Source organism: Chryseobacterium aurantiacum (assembly GCF_003020585.1).
Taxonomy (GTDB): Bacteria; Bacteroidota; Bacteroidia; order Flavobacteriales; family Weeksellaceae; genus Chryseobacterium; species Chryseobacterium aurantiacum.
The window spans coordinates 1,441,056-1,462,563 of record NZ_PXUE01000001.1 but is presented as its reverse complement, the minus strand read 5'-3'; the positions used below and the strand labels follow the sequence as shown (position 1 = coordinate 1,462,563).

Genomic DNA, 21,508 nt, shown 5'->3' with positions numbered 1-21,508 from the left:
GTTGTGAATTGCTTTCAAAAATTATTATCTTCGTGATTAATCACAGCCTCAAAAAACAATCTACTGATTCTCAGTAGATTGTTTTTGTTTTTAGGATTCAAAATTTAGAATAACTCAAGCTGTTGAAAGGTTGGAGGTGGATCTTCTTTATTTCTGGCAAAGAATATTTCAATATCTCCAAACTGCTTGTCAGTGATGCACATAATAGCAACCTTACCTGCTTTTGGGAGCATAAATTTTACTCTTTTAATGTGAACTTCAGCATTTTCACGACTTGGACAATGCCTTACATACATTGAAAACTGAAATAATGTAAAACCATCATCAAGCAAAGATTTACGAAAGCGGTTGGCGTCTTTCATATTGGCTTTAGTTTCTGTCGGTAAATCATATAATACTAAAACCCACATAATTCGGTAAGCGTTAAACCTTTCGGCATTCATATCAGTTCAGGATAAGAGATCAGGCGTTTTTCCCCCGTATAACATTTATACAGTGACGTAGCAGTTGTTTTTACAGCAACCAATAATGGCCTGGTTTTATCATCTATTTTTACATCTTTGGTTGCAATTTGTAAAATAAAAGCTTTAAATTCTTTCGTTAATTCTTCAGTCTCAGGATTAACTGCCAACCATTGCATTACTAATAAGTCGACAAAAGGACGATAAGGCTCCATCAGATCATCAGCCAGACAATAAGGATTATATTTATTTTTATGAAAAATTCCGAGAACAGGAAGTAATCCAGTTTCAACAATAGCTCTTGCGACAATACTTCTGAGAACAGAATACCCAAAATTGAAAAACTGATTGGGTGAATCTCCAAAACGTTGTCTCAAAAAATCCAGACTGATAAGATACTTCCAGTAATGTTGTGCTGCAATGCCTTCCATATTGGTAATATCACCGCTTTTCACATTATTTTGGTAATCAATCATCGGTTCGTAATAATTTCCTAACCGTTTTAAAACTTCTTTTTGGTTTTCAATTTTACATTCGACCGTTTGTTTCCAAAGTTGTTTTTTGAGGGGTTCACTGGCTTCTAACTGGTCTTTGATCCGATCGGAATGTTCAGTGTGGCCATACAACGGAAGCATAATTCCGTGCGGTAAATGATGACCGTCACAACTTACCACCACCACATTATTTCCCATCATTTTTTGAATTAACTGATGTGAAATAGTAATCCGAAAATGATCCAACATCAGCAACCCCAAATCTTCCACCGGAACTTTACCTTTCATTTCTTTGGTGGAGGGTTCTAAAATATACATTTGATCATCTTTGAGTTTAAGATAAGCTGGATTACCAATATATATGGAGCGGGTGATCATAAAAAAGGATTTATGATTTTTAATTTTTTATCGACAATCATTCCATTACACATATCTTCTGAAAGTAAAATAGTACAGTCATTAAGTATTGAATCTGAAAGTATAAAAATATCACTCAATCCATAATTATATTTTAAGGTCAAAAAATAGGCATAATTATACATATCGCTATGCTGTGACAGTGGAAATACCAATTCATTAAGTATTTTAATAGTAAGTTTTGTAACTTCTTTCTTATCTTTTTTCCATTTCCTTTCAAGAATTTTTATAAATTCAAAAAGAACTAAATGAGTAACAAATGGTCTTTTAAGCAATATCTCTACCGCCTTATCTTGTTTTTTAATATCTTTATTATCAAAAGCATATAAAAGAACATTTGTATCAATCGCAATATTATCTATATTCATCAAACATTTTTTTAATTTTTTCTTTTGTTAGAATATTTATATCACCTAGTCTATCACAATCAATTTTAAGGCAAACATCGGCAATTTTGGTTCTATCCTCTGACATTGTGACTTGAAGTTTATTCTGGCTTTCCAATTCTCCAATTTTGGTTTTTGCATCGTATTGCTTTATTAGAAAAGCAATATCTTGACGAACGAAGTAACATTCAGTACCTGAAGTTTTTTCAACTTTATAAATTCTTTTAATTTGTTCTTTATTTAAATCATTCAAATTAAAAACTCTTCCTATAAATTCACCCTCTTCGGGAACATAAACTAAATCATTGGGAGATAAATGAAATAATAGTTTATGTCCCTTTTTATTTTCTAATGGGACTGAATTTAATCCTTGTTTTTGTCTTTCAATGACTTCATTCAAAGGAATTGTTTCATAACTTCTTTTTCCGTTTTTATCTTCATAAATTGCAAAAAATAAGTTAGTTCCTTTAGCCGCTTCTACATATTTATTTTTCTTATTACCTAACTGTCCAACCGAAAATCTTCCAGATCCTTTTTCAAACACTCTTACTTTAAAAATTGGCTGATGAAATACTCCTTTATTTAGCTCAATAATGTTTTTATTCATCTCTTCTATGGCTTCTGGTGTAAACGCAAGTATTTCAGGAGCGATTTCTTTCCCTTTATCATCTAAAATTCCTTTATATTTTTCTAAATGTGCTAAAAGTATTTTTTGTATACCAGTATCCGTTATTGAGTTGCTAATTTTTTTCTCATCGAAACTTATATCCAACGGTTTTCTAATTGCAGTTAATATCTCTTTACCACTAACTTTTACCCAAGGTAAATTCACTTTTGCATAAACAAATTCTTTATGCATTGACTTTCTTATCGCCCAATTCGTACCAGTCTGCTCTACTCTTTCTTTCACCTTCACGCCATCTTTTTCAACATATTTTTCATAATGATTAGTAGCTTTATTGATGACACGAAGATTTTGTTTAAAGCTTACAATGATTTTCTCTAAACTATTTTTAACTTCAACCGTAAAGTTTTCCCAAGGCTTCAAAAACTGCTTCGGAACTTCCCGTTCTACTCTTTCTCCGGTTTGAGAATGTTTGTAGACTACTTTCTCAAATTTCATCAGTTTCTTTTTCAAGTCATATCGTTTCGTGTCTGATTTAGCCGATTGATTATTAAGTAAATTCACGTGATCTTTCGTAGCACAAGCAATAACCAAAGCATCTAAAGCATGATGGCGATGATCAATTCTTTTCTTTGAAAACCCTTTTGAGAATTCTACCGGAACCGTTGGCAAATATTTCTGATGATTTTCATTCCAGGCTGTGAAATCTGTTGAGTTAGTCAATTGATTCATCCTTTCAAAACGTGGCAAGATCAATTCATTCCAAACATCATTCAGACCCCAATCTTGTTTTAATTGAGATGTTATTTTCCCATTTCCGGGTACAACATTTTTGGAATTCACTCCTTCATCTGTACCATCTTCTTCTCTCACAATATTGGAAAGAACCCTTGAAATATATTTACTGATGTGACGTGTATCATTAAGCTGACGTTGAATCATTTCTTCTGGAATATCTTCTAAAAGTAGCTTATTCCTTTTCCCTCTATTATTGGCATAATGCTTTTTAACAAAATCTTCATATTCTCCGGCTTCAAAAACTTTTACATTTTTTCCAAAACCACATTCAACGATCGTTCCTCCAAAATGTTTAATAAATCCTAAACCGATATAATTATCCTTTAGTTTATTAACCGCCGATTCGCAAATAATTTTATTGCTAAAGCTGTCATCAAAATATCGGCTTTGTGGAATAATATGTTCAATTTCATATTCTGGTGTAAATAATTTATTTAATGGGATAATCTGCCCTGTATAAGGGGACTTATACCTCTGTTCAAGCCAAAGTTTGTATCGTTTTAAATCAGATGGAGAAGGTTGTGCTGTTTTGCTGATTTTCAGAATATCATCCTCAATTTCGATATCAGATTTTAAAATTCCATCTTCATAAATTTTTAAAATCTCTTGCTGCATCGGAGAATAAGGACGGACATTTTCAACAGAATGGTCATACATCATTTCGGCCAATAAAGCTTTGATGCGAAGATTGGTATTTTCATTTTCCGTTATTCTTTTTGTGGCATCTGCTCTTTCACTTTTTGTTTGTTTCATTTCTCTTCCTAACTCAATATGAATTTCATTGAAGAAGTCTTTAGCTCCGTTTCCGTATTTCAACCAGATATCTTTTACCACACGAAGCGTTTCTGTAATCACCTGTTCTACAATCGGGTTGCGAAGCGAATGTTGTTTAAATTCTTTTAGGAATTCTTCTAAATCATCTACGGAATTCCATTTTCCAATCATTGATGCTTCTGAATGTCTTCCGTAGACAATGTATTGAGCCAACCATAATTGCAAGCCTTGGAAATCATTTTCAGCCTTAAGATGAATTGCCTTTTCTCTCACTTTATCTTTGATATTTTCATCAAATTCGCCGGTAATAATTTTCTGAACCCTATCTTTTGAATGCTCATTGATATTTTCGTAATTCCAATATTTTCCTAGTCTCATTAAAGGCAACAATTTCTTAATGGCTTTTTCCGAAAAGGAACCGTATTCACTTTTAAAAGGAGGAATTTTTTTGAATGCTTCAAAGAAAGAATTTTCATCCAGATTATTTTTCCCTGCAAAAGATTTTAATGCTTTTTCGTATTCTGTTTTGTCATTTACAGAATAGATGATGTGCCAAATTTTCTGTTCTATTTCTCTAGTTAAAAAGTCATCAGAAATACTTTCCACTTTCTTCAATCTTTCGGAAATCATTGTTTTCGTTTCGTTGCCAGGGTATTTTTTATCCTCTACAAAATTCCAACGATAGTTTTTTTCATTCAGTTTAAAATGTTTCAACAATGTTTTTTGATCAACTTCTTTCCTGTTATTTAAAAACTCAAACAGATTTTCAAAATCGTCGATTGTACTTAAAAAATCTTCGGTGACCTTAAAATCATCATCTTTTTTATAAATACTCAGATTAAAAATCCACTGCCAGATTCGGAATTCCTGATAATGCGGATTGGATTTCGGAATGGCTTTTAAAAATTGTGTATGCTCTACTCCATTTTCATCTTTATACTTCCTGAACTCCAAAGTACAGTTAGAAATAGATGACTTCTGGCTTCTCAAAGGTCTTTGGTAAAAAATAATATCCTCCATAAAGAGATGAACGAATTCTTTTTTGCTTAAAGTCAATTGATGTGATTGATTATTCCCATATAACTCCCGAATGCAATCGCTGTAGAAATCATCATTCCGTAATTCACTGTGAAATTCCTTCTGTTTTTCTAAAATCTTTTTGAGCTCTTCTTTATAAAACTTTCTTTCGATGGTACGAACCATTTTTCCTTTGATTTTTTGTTTAGGATCTTTAAGAAGAGTTTCGTAAATATATACTCCAACGGTTTTGTGAGATCTATCTATCTCCTGTTCAGTTTTAGTTTTTATTGCAATCCAATCTTTCTCTGAATCTACAGTTTTAAAAGTTCTTTTTATATCTCCATTTTTTAAAATAGATTCTGTAACAATAAATTCTTTCGTGCGCCCGATCCAATCTTCAGTTTTTACAATTTGCTTTTCATATTTCCACCCATTTTCAAAATACACATCATAAAGAGTTTTTCCTTTGACACTTTCTCCAGAATCAACAACCTTATCTACTTTTAACGTTACAAAAACTTTATCTTTTTCTTCCTCAATATCTTCACCGCGCAATTGATAATATCCACGTTTTTGATTAAAATTCAAAAGAATCCAGGCCAGTTCTTCTTTTCCTATTTTTTGAGAAAGTGCTTTTTTACGGAGATAATAAATTGTCCAGTCGTAGGGAACTTTTAAATCCTGTTCATTTGCCTTGAAATCTTCAAGCATCTCGTTGAAAGAGGTTTGAAATAGAAATGAAAATTTTCCTTCAATATTTTTCCAAGCAAGTTTGGGTTCGGTTTCAACTTTGAATTTTCCGAATCGTTTCACAAAATCAATCTGCGAAGCATAATGCTCTGGAAGGAAGTTCAAAACGTTTAAAACTCTATGAAGTCTTTCTCTTCGCAATAAAAATCTTTCACGCAATCTTCTCACTCCTCTGTAATCAGTTCTTGCAGCAGTTTGTGAAACAGAATTTCCTTTTCCGAATTCGCCTAAAATGTCCTGCGACATTGGGATAATCCGGCTTCCCATTCCAAGAATTTCACCATGTTTATTTTCAAAATCTTGTTTTATCAATGCCCAACCAATAGAATTAGTTCCTAAATCTAAACCAAGTATATTTTTAATCATCATTATTATTTTTTTAGATACCATATAAAAATAGAAATAAAAAAAATATTCGAATTACGGATTTCCATAATTATAGTAAAGATTTTTCTCCTATATTTGTCTTAATAATTTTGAAAGCAATTCACAATAAGGATTATTCCGTTGTGAAAACATTTAAGCCCCTCGTCTTCCAATACGGGGGATTTTTATTTTATCCCATACAGCTTCAGTTGTCACAGCTCTCAAAATTCACTATCTTAGTAAACAGTTACAACACATATTATTTTTAACAGTTCAGGATTCAGATTTTGAGAACATTTCTGTTTTTCGCGCCCAATTGAGTCTTTAAATGTATCCCTTTTGGGCTCAAATAAATAGTAGTAAATCCTCCTCTGTTACAATAATCAATCACTAGAATTCAATTATTAATTTAAGAAAAATGAATCAGCAATTATTCGAAAAAGTAGATCAGTACATCAGCAATCTGGTAGCCCCTGAAGATGCCGTTCTTCAGGAAACTATTCAATCACTAGATGATGCTTCAATGCCACAAATCAGTGTAACTCCAACTCAGGGTAAATTTCTCCAGGTGATGCTTCTTACCTGTAAAGCTAAGCGTGTATTAGAATTGGGAACTTTGGGAGCCTACAGTACCATTTGGATGACCAGAGCACTTCCTGCAGACGGTAAAGTGATTACCGTAGAATTTGATCCTCATCATGCTCATATTGCCTGTCAGAATATTGAAAAAGCAGGACTTTCTGATCAAATTGATTTACGAATCGGTAAAGCAATGGATGTTTTAAAAGAACTCATTGCTCACGGTGAAGAAGCTTTCGATTTTATTTTTATAGATGCTGACAAACCTCCATATACTGAATATTTTGAATTGGCATTACAGCTTTCACACCCAGGAACGGTCATCATTTGTGATAATGTCATTCGGGAGGGTAAAGTTTTGGAGGAGAATACTCATGATGAAAAAGTGAAAGGTGTACAACGTTTTAATAAAATGCTGGCTAATAACCCAAAAGTTACAGCTACTATTATGCAAACGGTAGGCGCAAAAGAATATGATGGAATGGCAATAGCAATTGTTAACTAAAATAGAAAGCACCCTACTATTTCTCATCCCAAAACCTTATTTTAGCCATCCGAAAACAGAACAATGACGACCGTAGAATTTATACAGAAACAGCTCAATATTTCCGAAAAGAGCATCAACAATACCTTACAATTATTAGCAGAAGACTGTACCATTCCTTTTATTTCCCGCTACCGAAAAGATAAAACCGGAAATCTGGATGAAACACAGATTGAGCAGATTTCAAAGATTAGCAAGCAGTTTGAAGAGATTGTTAAGAGAAAAGAATCTATTTTAAAATCTATAGAGGAACAGGACGCTTTGACCCCTGAACTTAGACAAAGAATTGAAGAAAGCTTTGATATACAGGAATTGGAAGACTTATATCTTCCTTTTAAAAAACGTAGAAAAACCAAAGCTGACACTGCCAAGGAAAAAGGACTGGAACCTTTAGCCAAAATTATAATGAGCCAAAAGAGTAATGATATTCAGTTTTTGGCTTCAAAATATTTAAATAATGAGGTCCCGTCTGAAGAAGAAGCTCTTCAGGGAGCCAGAGATATCATGGCAGAATGGATCAATGAAAATATGTATGTTCGTAAGAATCTTCGTAGATTATATCAACGTAAGGCTATTATCACCTCAAAAGTTGTAAAGGCAAAAAAAGAGGAAGAGGATGCCCAGAAGTTCTCCCAATATTTTGAATGGGAGGAAAGTCTCTCAAGAACTCCTTCCCACAGACTTTTAGCAATGTTAAGAGCTGAAACAGAAGGGTTTGTAAAGGTGAACATTGGTATTGATAAGGAAGAAGCCATTGACTTTATTGAAAAGGCCATTATCAAATCTAACAACGAGAGTTCGGAACAGATTGCCCTGGCCATAAAAGACAGCTACAAAAGACTTCTGGAGCCTGCCATTTCTAATGAAACATTACAGGAAGCCAAAGAAAAAGCTGATAAAAAAGCCATTGAAATTTTTTCTGAAAACCTGGGACAATTGCTTTTGGCCCCCCCGTTGGGAGAAAAAAGAATTCTAGCTATAGATCCTGGTTACAGAAGTGGATGCAAAGTAGTTTGCCTTGATGAAAAGGGAGATCTTCTTCATAATGAAACCCTCTACCCTCACGCTCCCCAGAATGAAACAGGAATGGCCATGAAAAAAATCCGCTCTATGGTGAATGCTTATAATATTGAAGCCATCTCCATTGGAAACGGAACTGCAAGCCGTGAAACTGAATTTTTTATAAAAAAGATTGCCTTCGATAAGCCATTGCAGGTTTTTGTAGTTTCTGAGGCTGGTGCATCCGTTTATTCGGCAAGTAAAATTGCCAGAGATGAGTTCCCAACTTATGACGTTACTGTGCGTGGCGCAGTGTCTATTGGAAGAAGACTTTCTGATCCATTGGCAGAGCTGGTAAAAATTGATCCAAAATCTATTGGTGTTGGGCAGTATCAGCATGATGTGGATCAAACCCAACTGAAGAATGAGCTGGATTCTACTGTGATGAAATGTGTAAACTCTGTGGGAATTAACATCAATACGGCCAGTAAATCTTTATTAAGCTATGTTTCAGGGATTGGAGAGAAGATGGCAGAAAACATCGTTAATTATAGAGCTGAAAATGGGGCCTTTGAAGATAGAAAGCAACTTAAAAAAGTTCCAAGGCTGGGAGAAAAAGCATTCCAGCAGGCAGCCGCTTTTGTAAGAATCTCCAATTCTAAAAATCCTTTAGATAATTCTGCCGTACATCCTGAAGCCTATGGAATCGTAGAAAAAATAGCCAAAGATTTAGGAATTAAAACCGATGAGCTAATTGCCAATAAAGAAAAAATAGCGTTGGTAAAACCTGAAAGCTATGTTACAGAAGAAATTGGAATTCTGGGAATTAAGGATATTTTAAAGGAGCTTGAAAAGCCGGGATTAGATCCAAGAAAGGCAGCCAAGGTATTTGAATTTGATCCTCATGTAAAAAGCATTAAAGATTTAAAGGCAGGGATGATTTTACCGGGAATAGTTAATAACATTACCGCTTTTGGATGCTTTGTGGATCTAGGAATTAAGGAAAGCGGACTGGTTCACATTTCACAATTGAAGGAAGGCTTTGTATCAGATGTGAATGAAGTGGTAAAGCTTCATCAACATGTCAGGGTAAAAGTAACAGAGGTGGACGAGGCAAGAAAAAGAGTTCAACTGAGTATGATTTTATAATCTATCAATTTTAAAATCAACACATTAAATATAAAACAATAGTATTGAGTACAAAAAATTTAATCTTCGATCTGGATGGGACATTGTGGGACCCAAGAGGCACTATCATTGGAATATGGAATGACGTTTTAGGCAAGCATCAGTTGATAAAACAAGAATTAAAGCCTGAAGACATGGATCAATACATGGGTTTATTGGCTCATTATATTGTCAAGGATATTGTTCCCGGAATTTCAGATGCAAGAGCTAAAGAAGTTCTTTCTGAGATTGTAGCTCAGGAAAACAAGGTGCTTCGTGTGCAGGGTGGAATCCTTTATAATGATGTTGAAGCTACTTTAAAAAGCCTAGCCAATACACACAACCTATTTATCGTCAGCAACTGTCAGGATGGTTATATTGAATCTTTTTTAGAATATTATCAATTCAATGATCTCTTTGTAGATTTTGAATCTCACGGACGAACGCAAAGGCCAAAATCCGAAAATATTCAACTCGTGATGGAACGAAATCATTTATCTATTGAAAATTCTGTATACATTGGCGATACGCAAACAGATTATGATTCTGCAACTTCCAACGGATTACCTTTTATCTTCTGTGAATACGGCTTTGGTCAACTAGACGCGCCACATTCGCCCTCCATTTCAAAATTTTCAGACCTGAAACGTTATGTTTAATTACAATCGAAAGGTTTCTTTAATAAAAAAAGGCTGCCTCCATGGAGACAGCCTTTTGTATTTGTAAGTTTTAACGTTTTTTATTTATAATCCTTAGAACTTCTTCTTGGTTCTCTTGCTTCCGGCCATTGTACCGTACCGCCTTTTTCATCCCTAGGCATTACTCTTTTTTCTCTGTTGGTAAATTCCGGATCCTCAGAAGCCATATATGCTAATGCAGCTGTTAGGATAACATTATTTTTCACCTCATCGAAGACAATTTTGTCATAGGTATCCTTTGTGGTATGCCAGGTATATCCAAAATATCCCCAGTTCAATGAACTTAGAGAAAAACCAGGTACACCCGCTGCTACAAATGAAGCATGGTCTGAACCTCCACCTCCAGGCATTCCCGGGAAGTCGGTTTTTATATGGCTTCTTACCGCCTTCGGAACTCCATCAAGCCATTTCCCTATGTAGTCATATGCTTTCACAAAACCCTGACCACTGATATTGATTACACGCCCTGTTCCATTATCTTGGTTGAAAGCAGCCTGTACTCCTTTTATAATCTGCGGATTGTCTGCTACAAAGCCTCTGGAACCATTTAATCCTTGTTCTTCACTTCCCCAGAGTCCTATAACGATTGTTCTTTTATTATTTGGATAATATTTTTTTAGAATTCTCATGGTTTCAAGCATGGTAAGAGTTCCGGTACCATTATCTGTAGCTCCCTGAGCACCATCCCAAGAATCAAGGTGAGCAGAAAGGATTACATATTCCTCAGGTTTTTCCTTACCCTTAATCATTCCAATGGTATTGAAATTTTTGGCATCAGGAAGAACTTTGGATTGTGCATCAATCTTAATTTTAGGCTGAGCTCCCTTTTCCGCCATTCTGTAAAGCATTCCATAGTCCTCTACATCAATGTCAATCATTGGAATCTTCGATGTTTTTGCTCCAAAGATTCTGTTAGCCCCCATAATACCTGTCCAGTTTGAAATAGCAATTCCTGCCGCTCCTGCTTTTTCCAATGCTTCCGGAAGGGTATTGTTATCGTAGCCGATATTTTTTACATAAGCGGTAAAATCCTTGGCAGCCTGATCTTTTTCTGCTTTTAGTTTTTCATAAAGCTCCGGGGTTGCAAATTCTTTGATCTGTTCATCGGAACGTCCGATTTTCTGATACTGAGCCATCAGTACTATTTTTCCTTTTACAGAGGGAAGCCATTTATCAAATTCAGCCTTAGAAGACACTTTTGGCAGAACAACTACCTCTGCCTCAATAGCTTTTTTAGTTGCAGGACTCCATGCCAATTGCGTTGCTGCCAACGACTTTACACGTGGAAATACCATATCAACATGGGTAGTTCCCCTTTGCCATCCTTTCCATGTTCCAAACTGCTGAAGATTAGCCTCAATTCCCCATGAACGAAGCTTTTCTGCGCTCCATTCGTTAGCTGCAAGCATTTCCGGAGTTCCTACAAGACGTGGTCCTATACCATCCAGAAGTTCGTAAGCCATACCCTCTAGCTGAGAATTATTATTTACTTCATCTACAAAACTTTTTACGATAGGGTTAAGGTTTTCTTTTGAATCCACCTTTACCTGAGCCCATGAAAATTGGGCAGCCAACACTACAGCTGGTACTGCAAAAAATCTATTTATCCTCATAATATTTATTGATTGGTTTAAAGATAAAAGAAATTGCGGAGATGGTAAAGGAATAGGGTTAAAATTTGCTTTATCTGCAAGAGATTTCGCCTTTAGCAGGAAGCCATAAGAACATAAATACAAATATCTCCTTAGAATTTACAGATAAGGAATTACACTTTAATTTAAAAGGAAATTTAAGGATACACCATTTTATCTGAAGAACTTCCGTAGTTCTCATTCACAAACGCTTGTTCCTGCTCCGAAAGCAAAATGGTATTGTTTTTATTCTCTTTTACCTGAACATTATCCCAGATGTTTTTGCTAAAATCCACTTTGGGGTTAAGCCCCTCTGCATCAGATTTTTTAAAGGTATTATAAATAAGTTCTCTACTGATTTTCTTCTCGTGTTTTACCCCTTTATAGTAAGCAATATACTTGTTCCCTTCAAGACGGGTTAACGCAGGTACATAGACCCCTTTATTCTTATAGAAATCAAAAATAAGTACAGCATTTCCCAACTGATAATCATATTCCTCTCCGGCAGCCGTTTTTCTCTTAACCATGGGGACATTTTCCTGTAAATAGTGTATTTCAAAATAGGTAATTACCTTATCAGTCTTATTAAACTTAAATTCCCCTTTTACGTCAATTCCCTCCAATGATTTAATCTTAAAAGTAATCAACTGCTCATCTCCTTCTTCAAAGATCATCCACCCCGAATACTTTGTTCCTTTATTCTTTAAATGAAATAAAACCCGGTTCAGTTCAAAATTGAAAAAATAATTCCCCATGTATTCGTGTGAAAATTCATTGGTACCAGGAGTAAAAATATCGTCTGATTTTATGTTTTTTAAATATTTTACATTGTTCAGCTGCATTTGCAGAATTCTGTCATAATCCTTTTGATATCCATCCTTATAATTGTAATAATTACTTTTACTCCATAGCTTAGCCTCAGCAATCGTCAGAAAATAAAGCTTATTATTATCACTTTTTTTCTCTTTATACACTACATCATAAACGGACGGCTCCCTGTAATATCTTTTCTTATAGTTTTTATTTACATCTTCAAAGATTTCCTTAATGTCTACGCTTGCCATTTTTACTTCATCAATATTTTTATAAGTTCTTTTCAGCTTTATTGAGGAATTAAACTTAGGAAATGTTGTATTTTGGAAGCCTGAAGCCGAGATTTCAAAATTGACAGCGTCCTGATTTACCGGAGCGTATCCATCTTCGTTTGTATAAACAATTTGATCTTGCGAAATAACTCTTGCATTCGGAACCGGAATTCCTGTTTCCGAATCCACTACTCTAATTTTTTGAGCAGAAAAAAAGCCAAAACACAGAACCAAAAAGAAATAATAATGTTTCATAATAACCTATACCATTGATGTTCCTAAAATACAAATTATCTACAACGTTTTCACAACAGGGTGTAAAAATTAATATACAGTAAATCGAAAATACTAAAGATACATGGCTTGGAATAGAAGAAAGGGCCAAGAAAGAGCAAGGCAAAAAGACACCGGTAGCATCCGAAACTCCTTGCGACTTAAAAGCTTTTAGAAAAGAATAAATCTGTGCTTTTATGATTTCTTAAAAATAAAGATATTCTTACCATGTACAGAAAAAAACTACTTTATCTGTAATGCTGGCGAAGATCAAACAGGGCATAAAAAAACCGGCTACAAAAGCCGGCTAAAGGAGAATTACTTCTTAGCTTCTTCTACAGAAACTTTTCTGAAATCCTTGAACAATTTGCTTAGTTCTAAAGCTGATTTACGAGCTCTTGTTCCAGCAGCCTTGTTTCCTTTTTCCGCTTGTTGGTTTGCCTCAGTTGTGAACGCTTCAAATTCTGCGTTGATTTTTTCAATTAGTTCTTTCATTTATTTAAAAATTTAGGCTGCAAATATAGGTTTTATGGTGATTCGAGCCTAGCTACAGTGAAAAAAATTTAGGGTAAAAAGCTATTTTTTCAACATATTTCTATCGGAAAGTCGATTTTTCTCTAGTTAACCCTCTCAAAATCTTAAAAAAAGCTGATTTTATCACCTGAGAGCAGGTTCCTGAGAGATTTGAAATCTTTTGTGACTTTTGGGTTTAAGCTTAAATAGCTTTAATATTAAATAAGAAGATCTTGTGATTTTTTGCCTATTTTTTTCAGTAAAATAATACTTTCCGGAGTGATTCTTTCTGCAAAAACAATCCTAAAATGATGACTATATTGATTTGTAAGCGAGAATGTTTCTCCTGGAGTAAACAGAACCTTATGATCTTCACAATACCTGTAGAATTTCTGCATATCTATATTTTCAGGCATTTTTCCCCAAATGCTGTATCCTCCTTGTGGCTGAGAAAAGGATGAATCCTTGGGAAAGGCCCCTCTTAAAGCCTCCAAAATCTGAGCTGCCTGCTGATGTAGTTTTTTCCTGAATGAATGCAAGTGCCTTTCATATCTGTTTTCCTGCAAAAGCCTAAGAACGAGCTCCTGATAAATTGGGGAAACGGTTCTTCCCAGAGCAAACTTTACCCTCTCAGCCCTCGAATAATGGTGCCCTGCATAAAGCCAGCCCAAGCGGATCCCGGGTGCCAGTGTCTTTGAAAATGACGAATAAATCATTACCATACCTTTCCTATCGAAGCTTTTAATAGTGGATGGTCTTTCTTTCTCAAAATAAAGATCAGAATAAATATCGTTCTCAATAATGCACAGCTGATGAACTTCCGCTATTCTTAGCAATTCCTTTTTAACCTTATCACTCATCATAATTCCTGTAGGATTATGAAAATTAGGAGTAACAATAAGAGCCCGCACGTCATTTTCAGCACAAGCTTTTTGAAAATACTCCAAATCAAAACCATTGTGATTATTCACTGGAACTTCAATTACCTTAAGTCCAAGATTAGCGATGACTTCCAATACTGAAAACACGCATGGACTATCTACTGCAACAATATCACCAGCTTTCGTTACAGAACTTAACGCAATTGTTAATGCTTGTAAAGCTCCATCTGTAATGATCAGTTCTTCAGGATTTAGCGTACAGCCGTAAATTCCCATCCGTTGAGCAATCTGTTTCCTCAGTGGTTCAAGTCCGTTGGAGGGATAATATCTGAGCAGGGATGCTCCTTTTTCCCGAATAACTTCCTGCATTGTTCTGAGGATCAGCTTTTGTGGGATCAGAAGATCTCCCGGCACCGCATTATTAAAGGAAGTTGCCTCGGCAGCATGCTTGGTTGTAAGCATCACATTCTTCATGAATACCTCATCCCTTACTACCGGACTAAGCCTTGTTCTTATATCCGAAATACCAATTTCTTTCACCTCAGCCACAAAATACCCTGAACGGGGATGACTCTCAATTAATCCTTTAATCATAAGAGATTCAAAACCGCTTTGTACGGAACTTGTGCTTAGATTATATCTTTTCTTTACTTCGCGCACGGAAGGTAAGCGGTCTTTAGTCCTCAAAATTCCTCTGCGAATTTGTTCTTCAATACCTGTCGTAAAAACTTCATATTTATAAGACTTCATCATGCTATTTCAATCTGTACTGAACAAATTTACAAAATACGCATCTGTATCGGTCATATTTTAACCATCTGTACCTATTTTGAATAAATTAATCTCATAATTTTGATAAAAAAAAGAATGGAAATCATTTCAAAATTCACCATAGGTTCAGACGAGGGAGTTGATAATCTTTTTACAATCATCAAATCTTCGGTCAGCAATACCTATAAAAATCTTATTTCAGAGGAAGACATCAAAAAATATACTGAGGAGTGGGACCCCAGAAAAATGATCAATGAACTTAATAACCTATCTAATCAACTTATCATTACCTATGCAGATCAAAAACCGGTAGGATATGGAATTTTGAAAAGCGGCTCAGGGTATCCCGGCTTTTCGGAAGAGAAAAGAATGACAGAACTCAATTTTGTTATCCTTAAGGAATATAATTCTTCGGAAATCAGAGAATCTCTTTGGAAAAAATGCAGATCCACAGTATCATTTACAGATATTTTATGGGCGAATATTCTTACAGAAGATCCTTTGCTGGAATTTTTCAAAGAAACAGGCTTTGTTATTAAGGAAAACTCAAAAATAGACCCATTCCTACTGCCATCTTATATCATAGAATTACCAATCACTAAAAATTAGAAAAAAACTCAAAAATAATCCGGATCATATAAAACTTATTCCAAGGCAAATCTAAAGACAAAAGATTTGCCTATCTTTGATTTTCATAATTTTAAAACAATGAGCGATCAACTGGAAACCATAGAAGATTATTACAAGCGTACCCGAAAGGACTTGCTGGAAATGTCATATTCAGAGCTTGAAAAAGGAAAGTCACATTTCAATATATTTCCACGAAAGTATTGTGGCTTTAAAAGCCCTTACAACCGCCGCGATTATTACAAAATCTGTTTCATGATAGGAAAAGGAACTGTGCATTATGGTGCACACAAACTTTTTATTGATCGTCCGGTTCTTTTTTTCCCGTCTCCTAATATTCCTTATTCCTGGGAGTGTGGAGATCATTTTCAGGAAGGGTATTTTTGTTTGTTCAATCAGGAGTTTTTTAATGGTAATTCAGAGTTTAATTTATTTAAAAAGACTTCCTTGTTTAAGGAATGGAGCAAGCCTTTTATCTTTCTGAATGAGGAGCAGACGCAGTTGGCCAATATGTATTTTGAACAGATGCACAAGCTGAACCATTCTGCTTATCCGTTTCGCTGCAGTGGTATTAAAAGCAATCTTGCTTCCGTATTGCATCTTGCTTTAGAAAGCCGTGTAGAAGACGTAAGCCTTGGTGAACTACCGGCCAATGTTCGCCTTTACAGATTGTTTGATGAACTGCTCAATAAACAGTTTCCCCTGGATTCTCCAGCTTATCCATTGGCATTAAAAACGCCTTCTGATTTTGCTGATCATTTGAATGTACATGTCAATCACTTAAATTCATCAGTAAAATCAGTAACCCATCTTACTACCACACAGATTATTAAGGAAAAAATGTTTGAAGAATCCAAAAACCTGCTGAAATATACCAATTGGGATATTGCCCAAATTGGCTATACTCTTGGTTTTGAACAACCTTCACACTTTAATAATTTCTTCAAAAAGCACGCTCAGGTTTCTCCTTTAAAATTCAAGAACGCTATTTAAATATTTGAATTTCGTAATTTTTACTTTGTCTTTTAAAATTGGTTTTTCTATTTCTTGAACTATTTTTGCATTGTAAAAAAAGAATGAATATGTTGAGAGAAGCATCTGAACAACGCATCAGATTAATAACCATTATGGCCTTCGTATCTATTCCCCTTTCGGGGTTTGTCACGGATATCTACCTACCCTCTTTTCCCTCCATGGCCAAGGAGATGATGGTTTCGGAAAAAGATATCCAGATTACTTTAACGTCTTACCTGCTGAGCTATGGGATTTCCCAATTATTTGTGGGTGGAATTCTGGACAGTATTGGGCGTTATCGTCCTAAGCTGGTTGCTTTATTTATTTTGATACTGAGTAGTCTTTTCATTACAATGACTAGCAGTATTTTTATAATATGTCTGCTCCGTATTCTTCAGGGAGCTGCAGTTTCTGTTCTTGTGGTGGCTACCCGTGCTATCTTTGTAGACCTCTATGATTCAGAAAAGGTAAAGCATTACCTGAGTTACTTTACTATTGTGTGGTCCTGTGGCCCTATTCTGGCGCCTTTTCTTGGTGGATATCTTGAAAAACTGTTTAACTGGCATGCTAACTTTTATTTTCTTGCCTTTTATGCAGGATTTTTATTCCTTTTTGAATGGTTCTTCAGTGGGGAAAGTCTTCCACAGAAAAAGAAACTGGATCTTTCTGAAAATATCAGCCTTTATAAGATGATGCTTAAAAATAGAATATTCATGCTGGGAATCTTCATTTTAGGATTAAGCTATTCTATCGTAATGCTGTTCAATATTACAGGACCGTTTATTATTGAAAACACCTTTCACTTTACCCCTGTTGTGATTGGGTATTGCACCCTGATTCTTGGATTCTCATGGATGATTGGTGGTTTTATTGGAAAGCGCAGACTAACTTTAGATTTTAAACCCAGAATCTTACAGCCTATTTTGCTTCAATTGATTCTGATTGCAGGTTTAATTATCACCAGTTACTTTGAAGAAAGTCTTTTCATTATGATTCCTTTTGCCTTTTTTATCCATATCTGCTCCGGAATTTTATTTACCTCATTTTTTACAACAAGTATGCTATACTTCCCTAAAAATGCTGGAACGGCAGGTGGTTTAATGGGTGGATTGGTGTATGTAATCACTTCAATAACCAGCTTTATTATCTCCATCAGCGGAACTGTGACTGAGCAAAAGGATCTTTCCTGGCGATACCTCATCATTGCAGGCTTACTCCTCGGGATTATTCTTGTCATGCACCAGGCCGTAAAAAAAGAAAAAGCAGAGAATTAATCTCTGCTTTTTTATTTGAAAAACTTGTTACTTAATGCTTTCCAGATATTTTTTCAAAATAATGGGATGACAGTGTTCCTCGTCCTTTGCTGCATAAACCAGCGTTATTTTTTCCTGATCTTTATGACGGTTTAAAAAATCTTTTCCTAGATTATTGTCATAAAGTTCTTTTCTATATTTCTCAGAGAAATCATTCCATAATTCAGGATCATGATGAAACCATTTTCTCAATTCCGAAGATGGTGCCAGATCCTTATCCCAATCATCAATCATAGCCTCTTCCTTGGTTAGCCCGCGGGGCCATAAGCGATCTACAAGAACACGATACCCATCTGTGGGGGAATAGGTTTCATAAACTCTTTTTAATGTAATTACAGACATTCTGTGGTTTTTACTAATAAAAGCAAATTTTATTCCTCACTCCTGATTTTCAATGGTCTATTTTTAAATCAATGGGTATATTCTATTTTGGAAAATACTGAATCTTTATGATTTTTCGATAGGGGTTTCAATGCTTTGTTATTTAAAATAATTCTAAACTAAGTGAAAACAAAGACACTCCAATCTCTTTCCTACAAAGGCTTTCTTAAGATTATTTTTAAAATTTAAATAAAAATTACGTAGAAATACTGAATCCAATGCAAGCGTATCTGATTATTTTTGAGTAAACAAAACTGATAGTAATGGATAGCTTAAAAAACAAACAATCATTTCTAAAAAAAGAGATGAATTCTGTAATAGTATTCCAAATGGTTTGACAGACCTGTCTTAATCAACAAGGTTACTCCTTATGACAGGAGTTGAAAATACTTTAACATCAAATTTTTACGAAATGATTATTAACAAAATCCTCAACGTCGACGATTACTATTTCGACGTGTTTATGTCGATCTCGGAAGCGCTCACCGGCTTTTCTGCCAGCGAACTACAGTCTACTGGTTTGGCAGAAACCTACTACACTCACATTTTAAAAAGTCTGGAGGGAGCTACATTCGTAGAGTTTCTCACTGTTTCCAAAAATGTTCTCGAGAAATCCCTTACCGGCGATGACCTGAGAAATACGATTAACTCAGAAATCATGGCTGATTCCGGACTGGATGAAATGGCGGGAAAAGTGATCACTGTATGGTATCTGGGAACCTGGGAAAACGCTTATGTCAATGATCTTTCTTACAAGGAAGGCCTTGTATGGAATGTCATGCATGCCCATCCGCCAGGAGCTAAGCAGCCGGGCTACAAATCTTGGAATATTAAACCTGTAAACACGAACTCATGAGCCAGACCAATAACAAAAAAGATGTGATCATTGTAGGAACAGGGATCGCAGGATCATTGATTGCAAAACTGTTGAGTGATCATGTATTTGACACCCAAAAAGGAAAAATGATCCACCGTGCAGATGCCCAAAAGTCTGACAATACCCGGAAATTATCCATTCTTATGTTTGAAGCGGGCCTGGAAGCCGGTCTGGAACTGGATTCTGTATCATCCATGACCACTTATAACGAGTATGTACGTACTTTTTACAGCAAGGAAGCCAAGGTTCCCAATTCACCTTATCCCAACTTAAAGCAGGCTCCCTCACCGGATGTTTTGGATATGGAAAAGATTATACCTCCGTTTCCTGATAAAAAAGGATATCTGGTTCAATTTGGTCCAATGCCCTTTGCAAGTGATGCCATCAGAGTGGGAGGAGGAACAACGCTTCACTGGCTGGGAACTACTCCAAGAATGCTTCCCAATGACTTCAAACTTACAGAAAAGTATGGAATTAAAATAGATCATCCGGTTTCAAAGGAAAAAACGCCGATTAACTGGCCTTTAAGTTATGATGATTTAAAACCTTATTATGAAATGGCGGAATTTGAAATTGGTGTTTCGGGAGATGTCTCCAAACAAAAATATCCTATTTCAGAAGGTCTGGATGAGTATTATGGTGATTATGTTTTTCCGATGGAAGAAATCCCTCAGAGCTATATGGATCAAAAAATCATTGATGGCCTTGCGGGAACAAGTGTTCAGCTGAATTCTGAAAACATCCCCTTATTATTGATTCCGTCTCCACAGGGAAGAAATTCTATACCCAATCCAAGGTACGGAAACACCAAAATCATTAAAGCAGAAAGCACAAACGCCGGCTACAAACTTGTTTTAGACAGCTCTGAAAAAGAAGAGTACAAAGCCCTTGGCTCTGTTTGGAATCCTTATATGGGTGAACGATGTGAAGGAAATGCTTCCTGTGTTCCAATATGTCCGGTTCAGGCAAAGTATAACGCCTTGAAAACATTGAAAAAGGCTCTCTACAAATACAATGAAAATGACAATCTTAAGCGTAATCCATATCTTGAGATCAAGGCCCAGAGTGTTGTTTATAAATTGAGTGTTGATCAGGATGACATGGAGAAAATTTCAAAGATTCATCTTAGACGATATACATCTAGGGAGAAAACAGATTTCATTGAAGAAGTTGTAGACACTTCGGATTCCATAGTAATTCTGGCAGCCAATGCTCTTGAAAATCCTAAAATTTTATTGAATTCAAAATATATTAGTAACAACCAAAACCAGAAGATTGAAAAAACCGTTGCCAACCGCAGTGATCAGGTAGGAAGAAACTTAATGGATCATATGGTAATGTTAACCTGGGGATTATTTCCGGAGCCCATTTATCCATACAGAGGCCCCGGTTCTACCACCAATATTTCGTCTTTCCGTGATGGTGACTTCAGAGGCGGTTTTTCAGCATGGATCTCTCCATTGGACAATTGGGGATGGGGATGGCCGGCATTTTCTCCGGGATCCGATGTTTCAGAATTCATTGGAAAAGGCCTTTTTGGAGAAGAGTTAAAAGCTGCATTAACGGATAGGCTTTCCAGACAGGTTTTATTCCATTTTGAGATTGAACAATTGCCACATCCGGAAAACAGAGTAACCATAAACGATCAATACATGGATGCTTTGGGCATTCCACGTCCTGTTATTCATTATGAACTCACAGATTACGAAAAGAAAGGTATGGAACAGGCTAAACTGGCTTCAGATCAAATGTTTGAAAGATTAGGAATTCAGGATTTCACCACCTATTCAGAAACAGACAAAAATACAGTCATTTATAACAAAAAAAGGTATTCCTACAACGGAGCAGGCCATATTGTAGGTACTCACAGAATGGGTTCTTCACCAGACGATTCTGTCACTAATAGCTTTTGCAAATCCTGGGACCATCCGAATTTATACATCGTAGGCGCAGGAAATATGACCACTTTGGGAACATCAAATCCTACTTTAACCTTATCAGCATTCACAATCCGTTCAGTAGAATCTATCCTGAACGATTTGGAAACTCAACTTAAAAAATAGA

At 35.5% G+C, this 21,508-nt stretch carries 17 protein-coding genes; 8 read left to right on the top strand and 9 right to left on the bottom strand.

What is annotated here, in order from left to right; all coding sequences use genetic code 11:
- Positions 1–104: 104 nt before the first annotated feature.
- The 4 genes from cas2 to cas9 are packed head-to-tail and all read right to left on the bottom strand — an operon-like array spanning position 105 to position 6,094.
- Positions 105–443 carry a CRISPR-associated endonuclease Cas2 gene (cas2, locus tag C7D53_RS06440; RefSeq protein ID WP_106915524.1) on the bottom strand — a complete coding sequence of 113 codons (339 nt, stop codon included), beginning with the start codon at positions 441–443 and terminating at the stop codon, positions 105–107.
- Positions 440–1,333, bottom strand: a complete 894-nt coding sequence (gene cas1 / locus C7D53_RS06435) for a type II CRISPR-associated endonuclease Cas1 (protein ID WP_106915523.1) — start codon at positions 1,331–1,333, stop codon at positions 440–442. The genes cas2 and cas1 overlap by 4 nt, the downstream gene beginning before the upstream one ends.
- Positions 1,330–1,740 (bottom strand): PIN domain-containing protein, encoded by a 411-nt coding sequence (locus C7D53_RS06430; RefSeq protein ID WP_106915522.1) that lies wholly within the window; start codon positions 1,738–1,740, stop codon positions 1,330–1,332. Before C7D53_RS06430 ends, cas1 begins: the two co-directional genes overlap by 4 nt.
- The gene (cas9, locus tag C7D53_RS06425) at positions 1,727–6,094 is read right to left on the bottom strand and encodes a type II CRISPR RNA-guided endonuclease Cas9 (protein WP_228422207.1); all 4,368 of its coding nucleotides are present in this window, start codon (positions 6,092–6,094) and stop codon (positions 1,727–1,729) included. Before cas9 ends, C7D53_RS06430 begins: the two co-directional genes overlap by 14 nt.
- Before the next feature lie 415 nt (positions 6,095–6,509).
- Here cas9 and C7D53_RS06420 point away from each other — a divergent pair, with 415 nt between their 5' ends.
- From C7D53_RS06420 to C7D53_RS06410, 3 genes are all read left to right on the top strand, one after another.
- Entirely contained in the window at positions 6,510–7,175 is a 666-nt protein-coding gene (locus C7D53_RS06420) for an O-methyltransferase (RefSeq protein ID WP_106915521.1), read from the top strand.
- 63 nt (positions 7,176–7,238) lie between these two features.
- Positions 7,239–9,362: a Tex family protein gene (locus C7D53_RS06415; protein ID WP_106915520.1), complete on the top strand. Its 2,124-nt coding sequence runs from the start codon at positions 7,239–7,241 to the stop codon at positions 9,360–9,362.
- Between the two features lie 44 nt (positions 9,363–9,406).
- Positions 9,407–10,039, top strand: coding sequence for an HAD family hydrolase (locus C7D53_RS06410; RefSeq protein WP_162926102.1), 633 nt, complete (start codon positions 9,407–9,409; stop codon positions 10,037–10,039).
- Between the two features lie 80 nt (positions 10,040–10,119).
- Here C7D53_RS06410 and C7D53_RS06405 read toward each other — a convergent pair whose 3' ends face one another.
- From C7D53_RS06405 to C7D53_RS06390, 4 genes are all read right to left on the bottom strand, one after another.
- On the bottom strand, positions 10,120–11,691 hold the full coding sequence (locus C7D53_RS06405) for a M20/M25/M40 family metallo-hydrolase (RefSeq protein WP_106915518.1): 1,572 nt from the start codon (positions 11,689–11,691) through the stop codon (positions 10,120–10,122).
- A 176-nt stretch (positions 11,692–11,867) separates the two neighbouring features.
- Positions 11,868–12,983, bottom strand: a complete 1,116-nt coding sequence (locus C7D53_RS06400) for a hypothetical protein (RefSeq protein WP_162926101.1) — start codon at positions 12,981–12,983, stop codon at positions 11,868–11,870.
- A 402-nt stretch (positions 12,984–13,385) separates the two neighbouring features.
- Positions 13,386–13,562 carry a histone H1 gene (locus C7D53_RS06395; protein WP_076351451.1) on the bottom strand — a complete coding sequence of 59 codons (177 nt, stop codon included), beginning with the start codon at positions 13,560–13,562 and terminating at the stop codon, positions 13,386–13,388.
- Positions 13,563–13,798: 236 nt separating this feature from the next.
- Positions 13,799–15,214 (bottom strand): aminotransferase-like domain-containing protein, encoded by a 1,416-nt coding sequence (locus C7D53_RS06390; protein ID WP_106915516.1) that lies wholly within the window; start codon positions 15,212–15,214, stop codon positions 13,799–13,801.
- A gap of 114 nt (positions 15,215–15,328) precedes the next feature.
- Here C7D53_RS06390 and C7D53_RS06385 point away from each other — a divergent pair, with 114 nt between their 5' ends.
- The 3 genes from C7D53_RS06385 (at position 15,329) to C7D53_RS06375 (ending at position 18,147) form a co-directional block, all read left to right on the top strand.
- Positions 15,329–15,841: a hypothetical protein gene (locus C7D53_RS06385; protein ID WP_106915515.1), complete on the top strand. Its 513-nt coding sequence runs from the start codon at positions 15,329–15,331 to the stop codon at positions 15,839–15,841.
- Positions 15,842–15,940: 99 nt separating this feature from the next.
- The gene (locus tag C7D53_RS06380; RefSeq protein ID WP_106915514.1) at positions 15,941–16,852 is read left to right on the top strand and encodes a helix-turn-helix domain-containing protein; all 912 of its coding nucleotides are present in this window, start codon (positions 15,941–15,943) and stop codon (positions 16,850–16,852) included.
- 89 nt (positions 16,853–16,941) lie between these two features.
- Positions 16,942–18,147, top strand: a complete 1,206-nt coding sequence (locus C7D53_RS06375; RefSeq protein WP_106915513.1) for an MFS transporter — start codon at positions 16,942–16,944, stop codon at positions 18,145–18,147.
- Between the two features lie 27 nt (positions 18,148–18,174).
- Here the strand turns inward: C7D53_RS06375 and C7D53_RS06370 are convergent, their stop codons facing one another.
- Positions 18,175–18,528, bottom strand: coding sequence for a DUF488 domain-containing protein (locus C7D53_RS06370; RefSeq protein WP_106915512.1), 354 nt, complete (start codon positions 18,526–18,528; stop codon positions 18,175–18,177).
- A gap of 409 nt (positions 18,529–18,937) precedes the next feature.
- On the opposite strand from C7D53_RS06370, the gene C7D53_RS06365 reads away from it, so the two are divergent.
- Entirely contained in the window at positions 18,938–19,423 is a 486-nt protein-coding gene (locus tag C7D53_RS06365; RefSeq protein WP_106915511.1) for a hypothetical protein, read from the top strand.
- A complete protein-coding gene (locus tag C7D53_RS06360; RefSeq protein ID WP_106915510.1) occupies positions 19,420–21,507 on the top strand; it encodes a GMC oxidoreductase in 2,088 nt (695 codons plus the stop codon). Before C7D53_RS06365 ends, C7D53_RS06360 begins: the two co-directional genes overlap by 4 nt.
- Position 21,508: the final 1 nt, after the last annotated feature.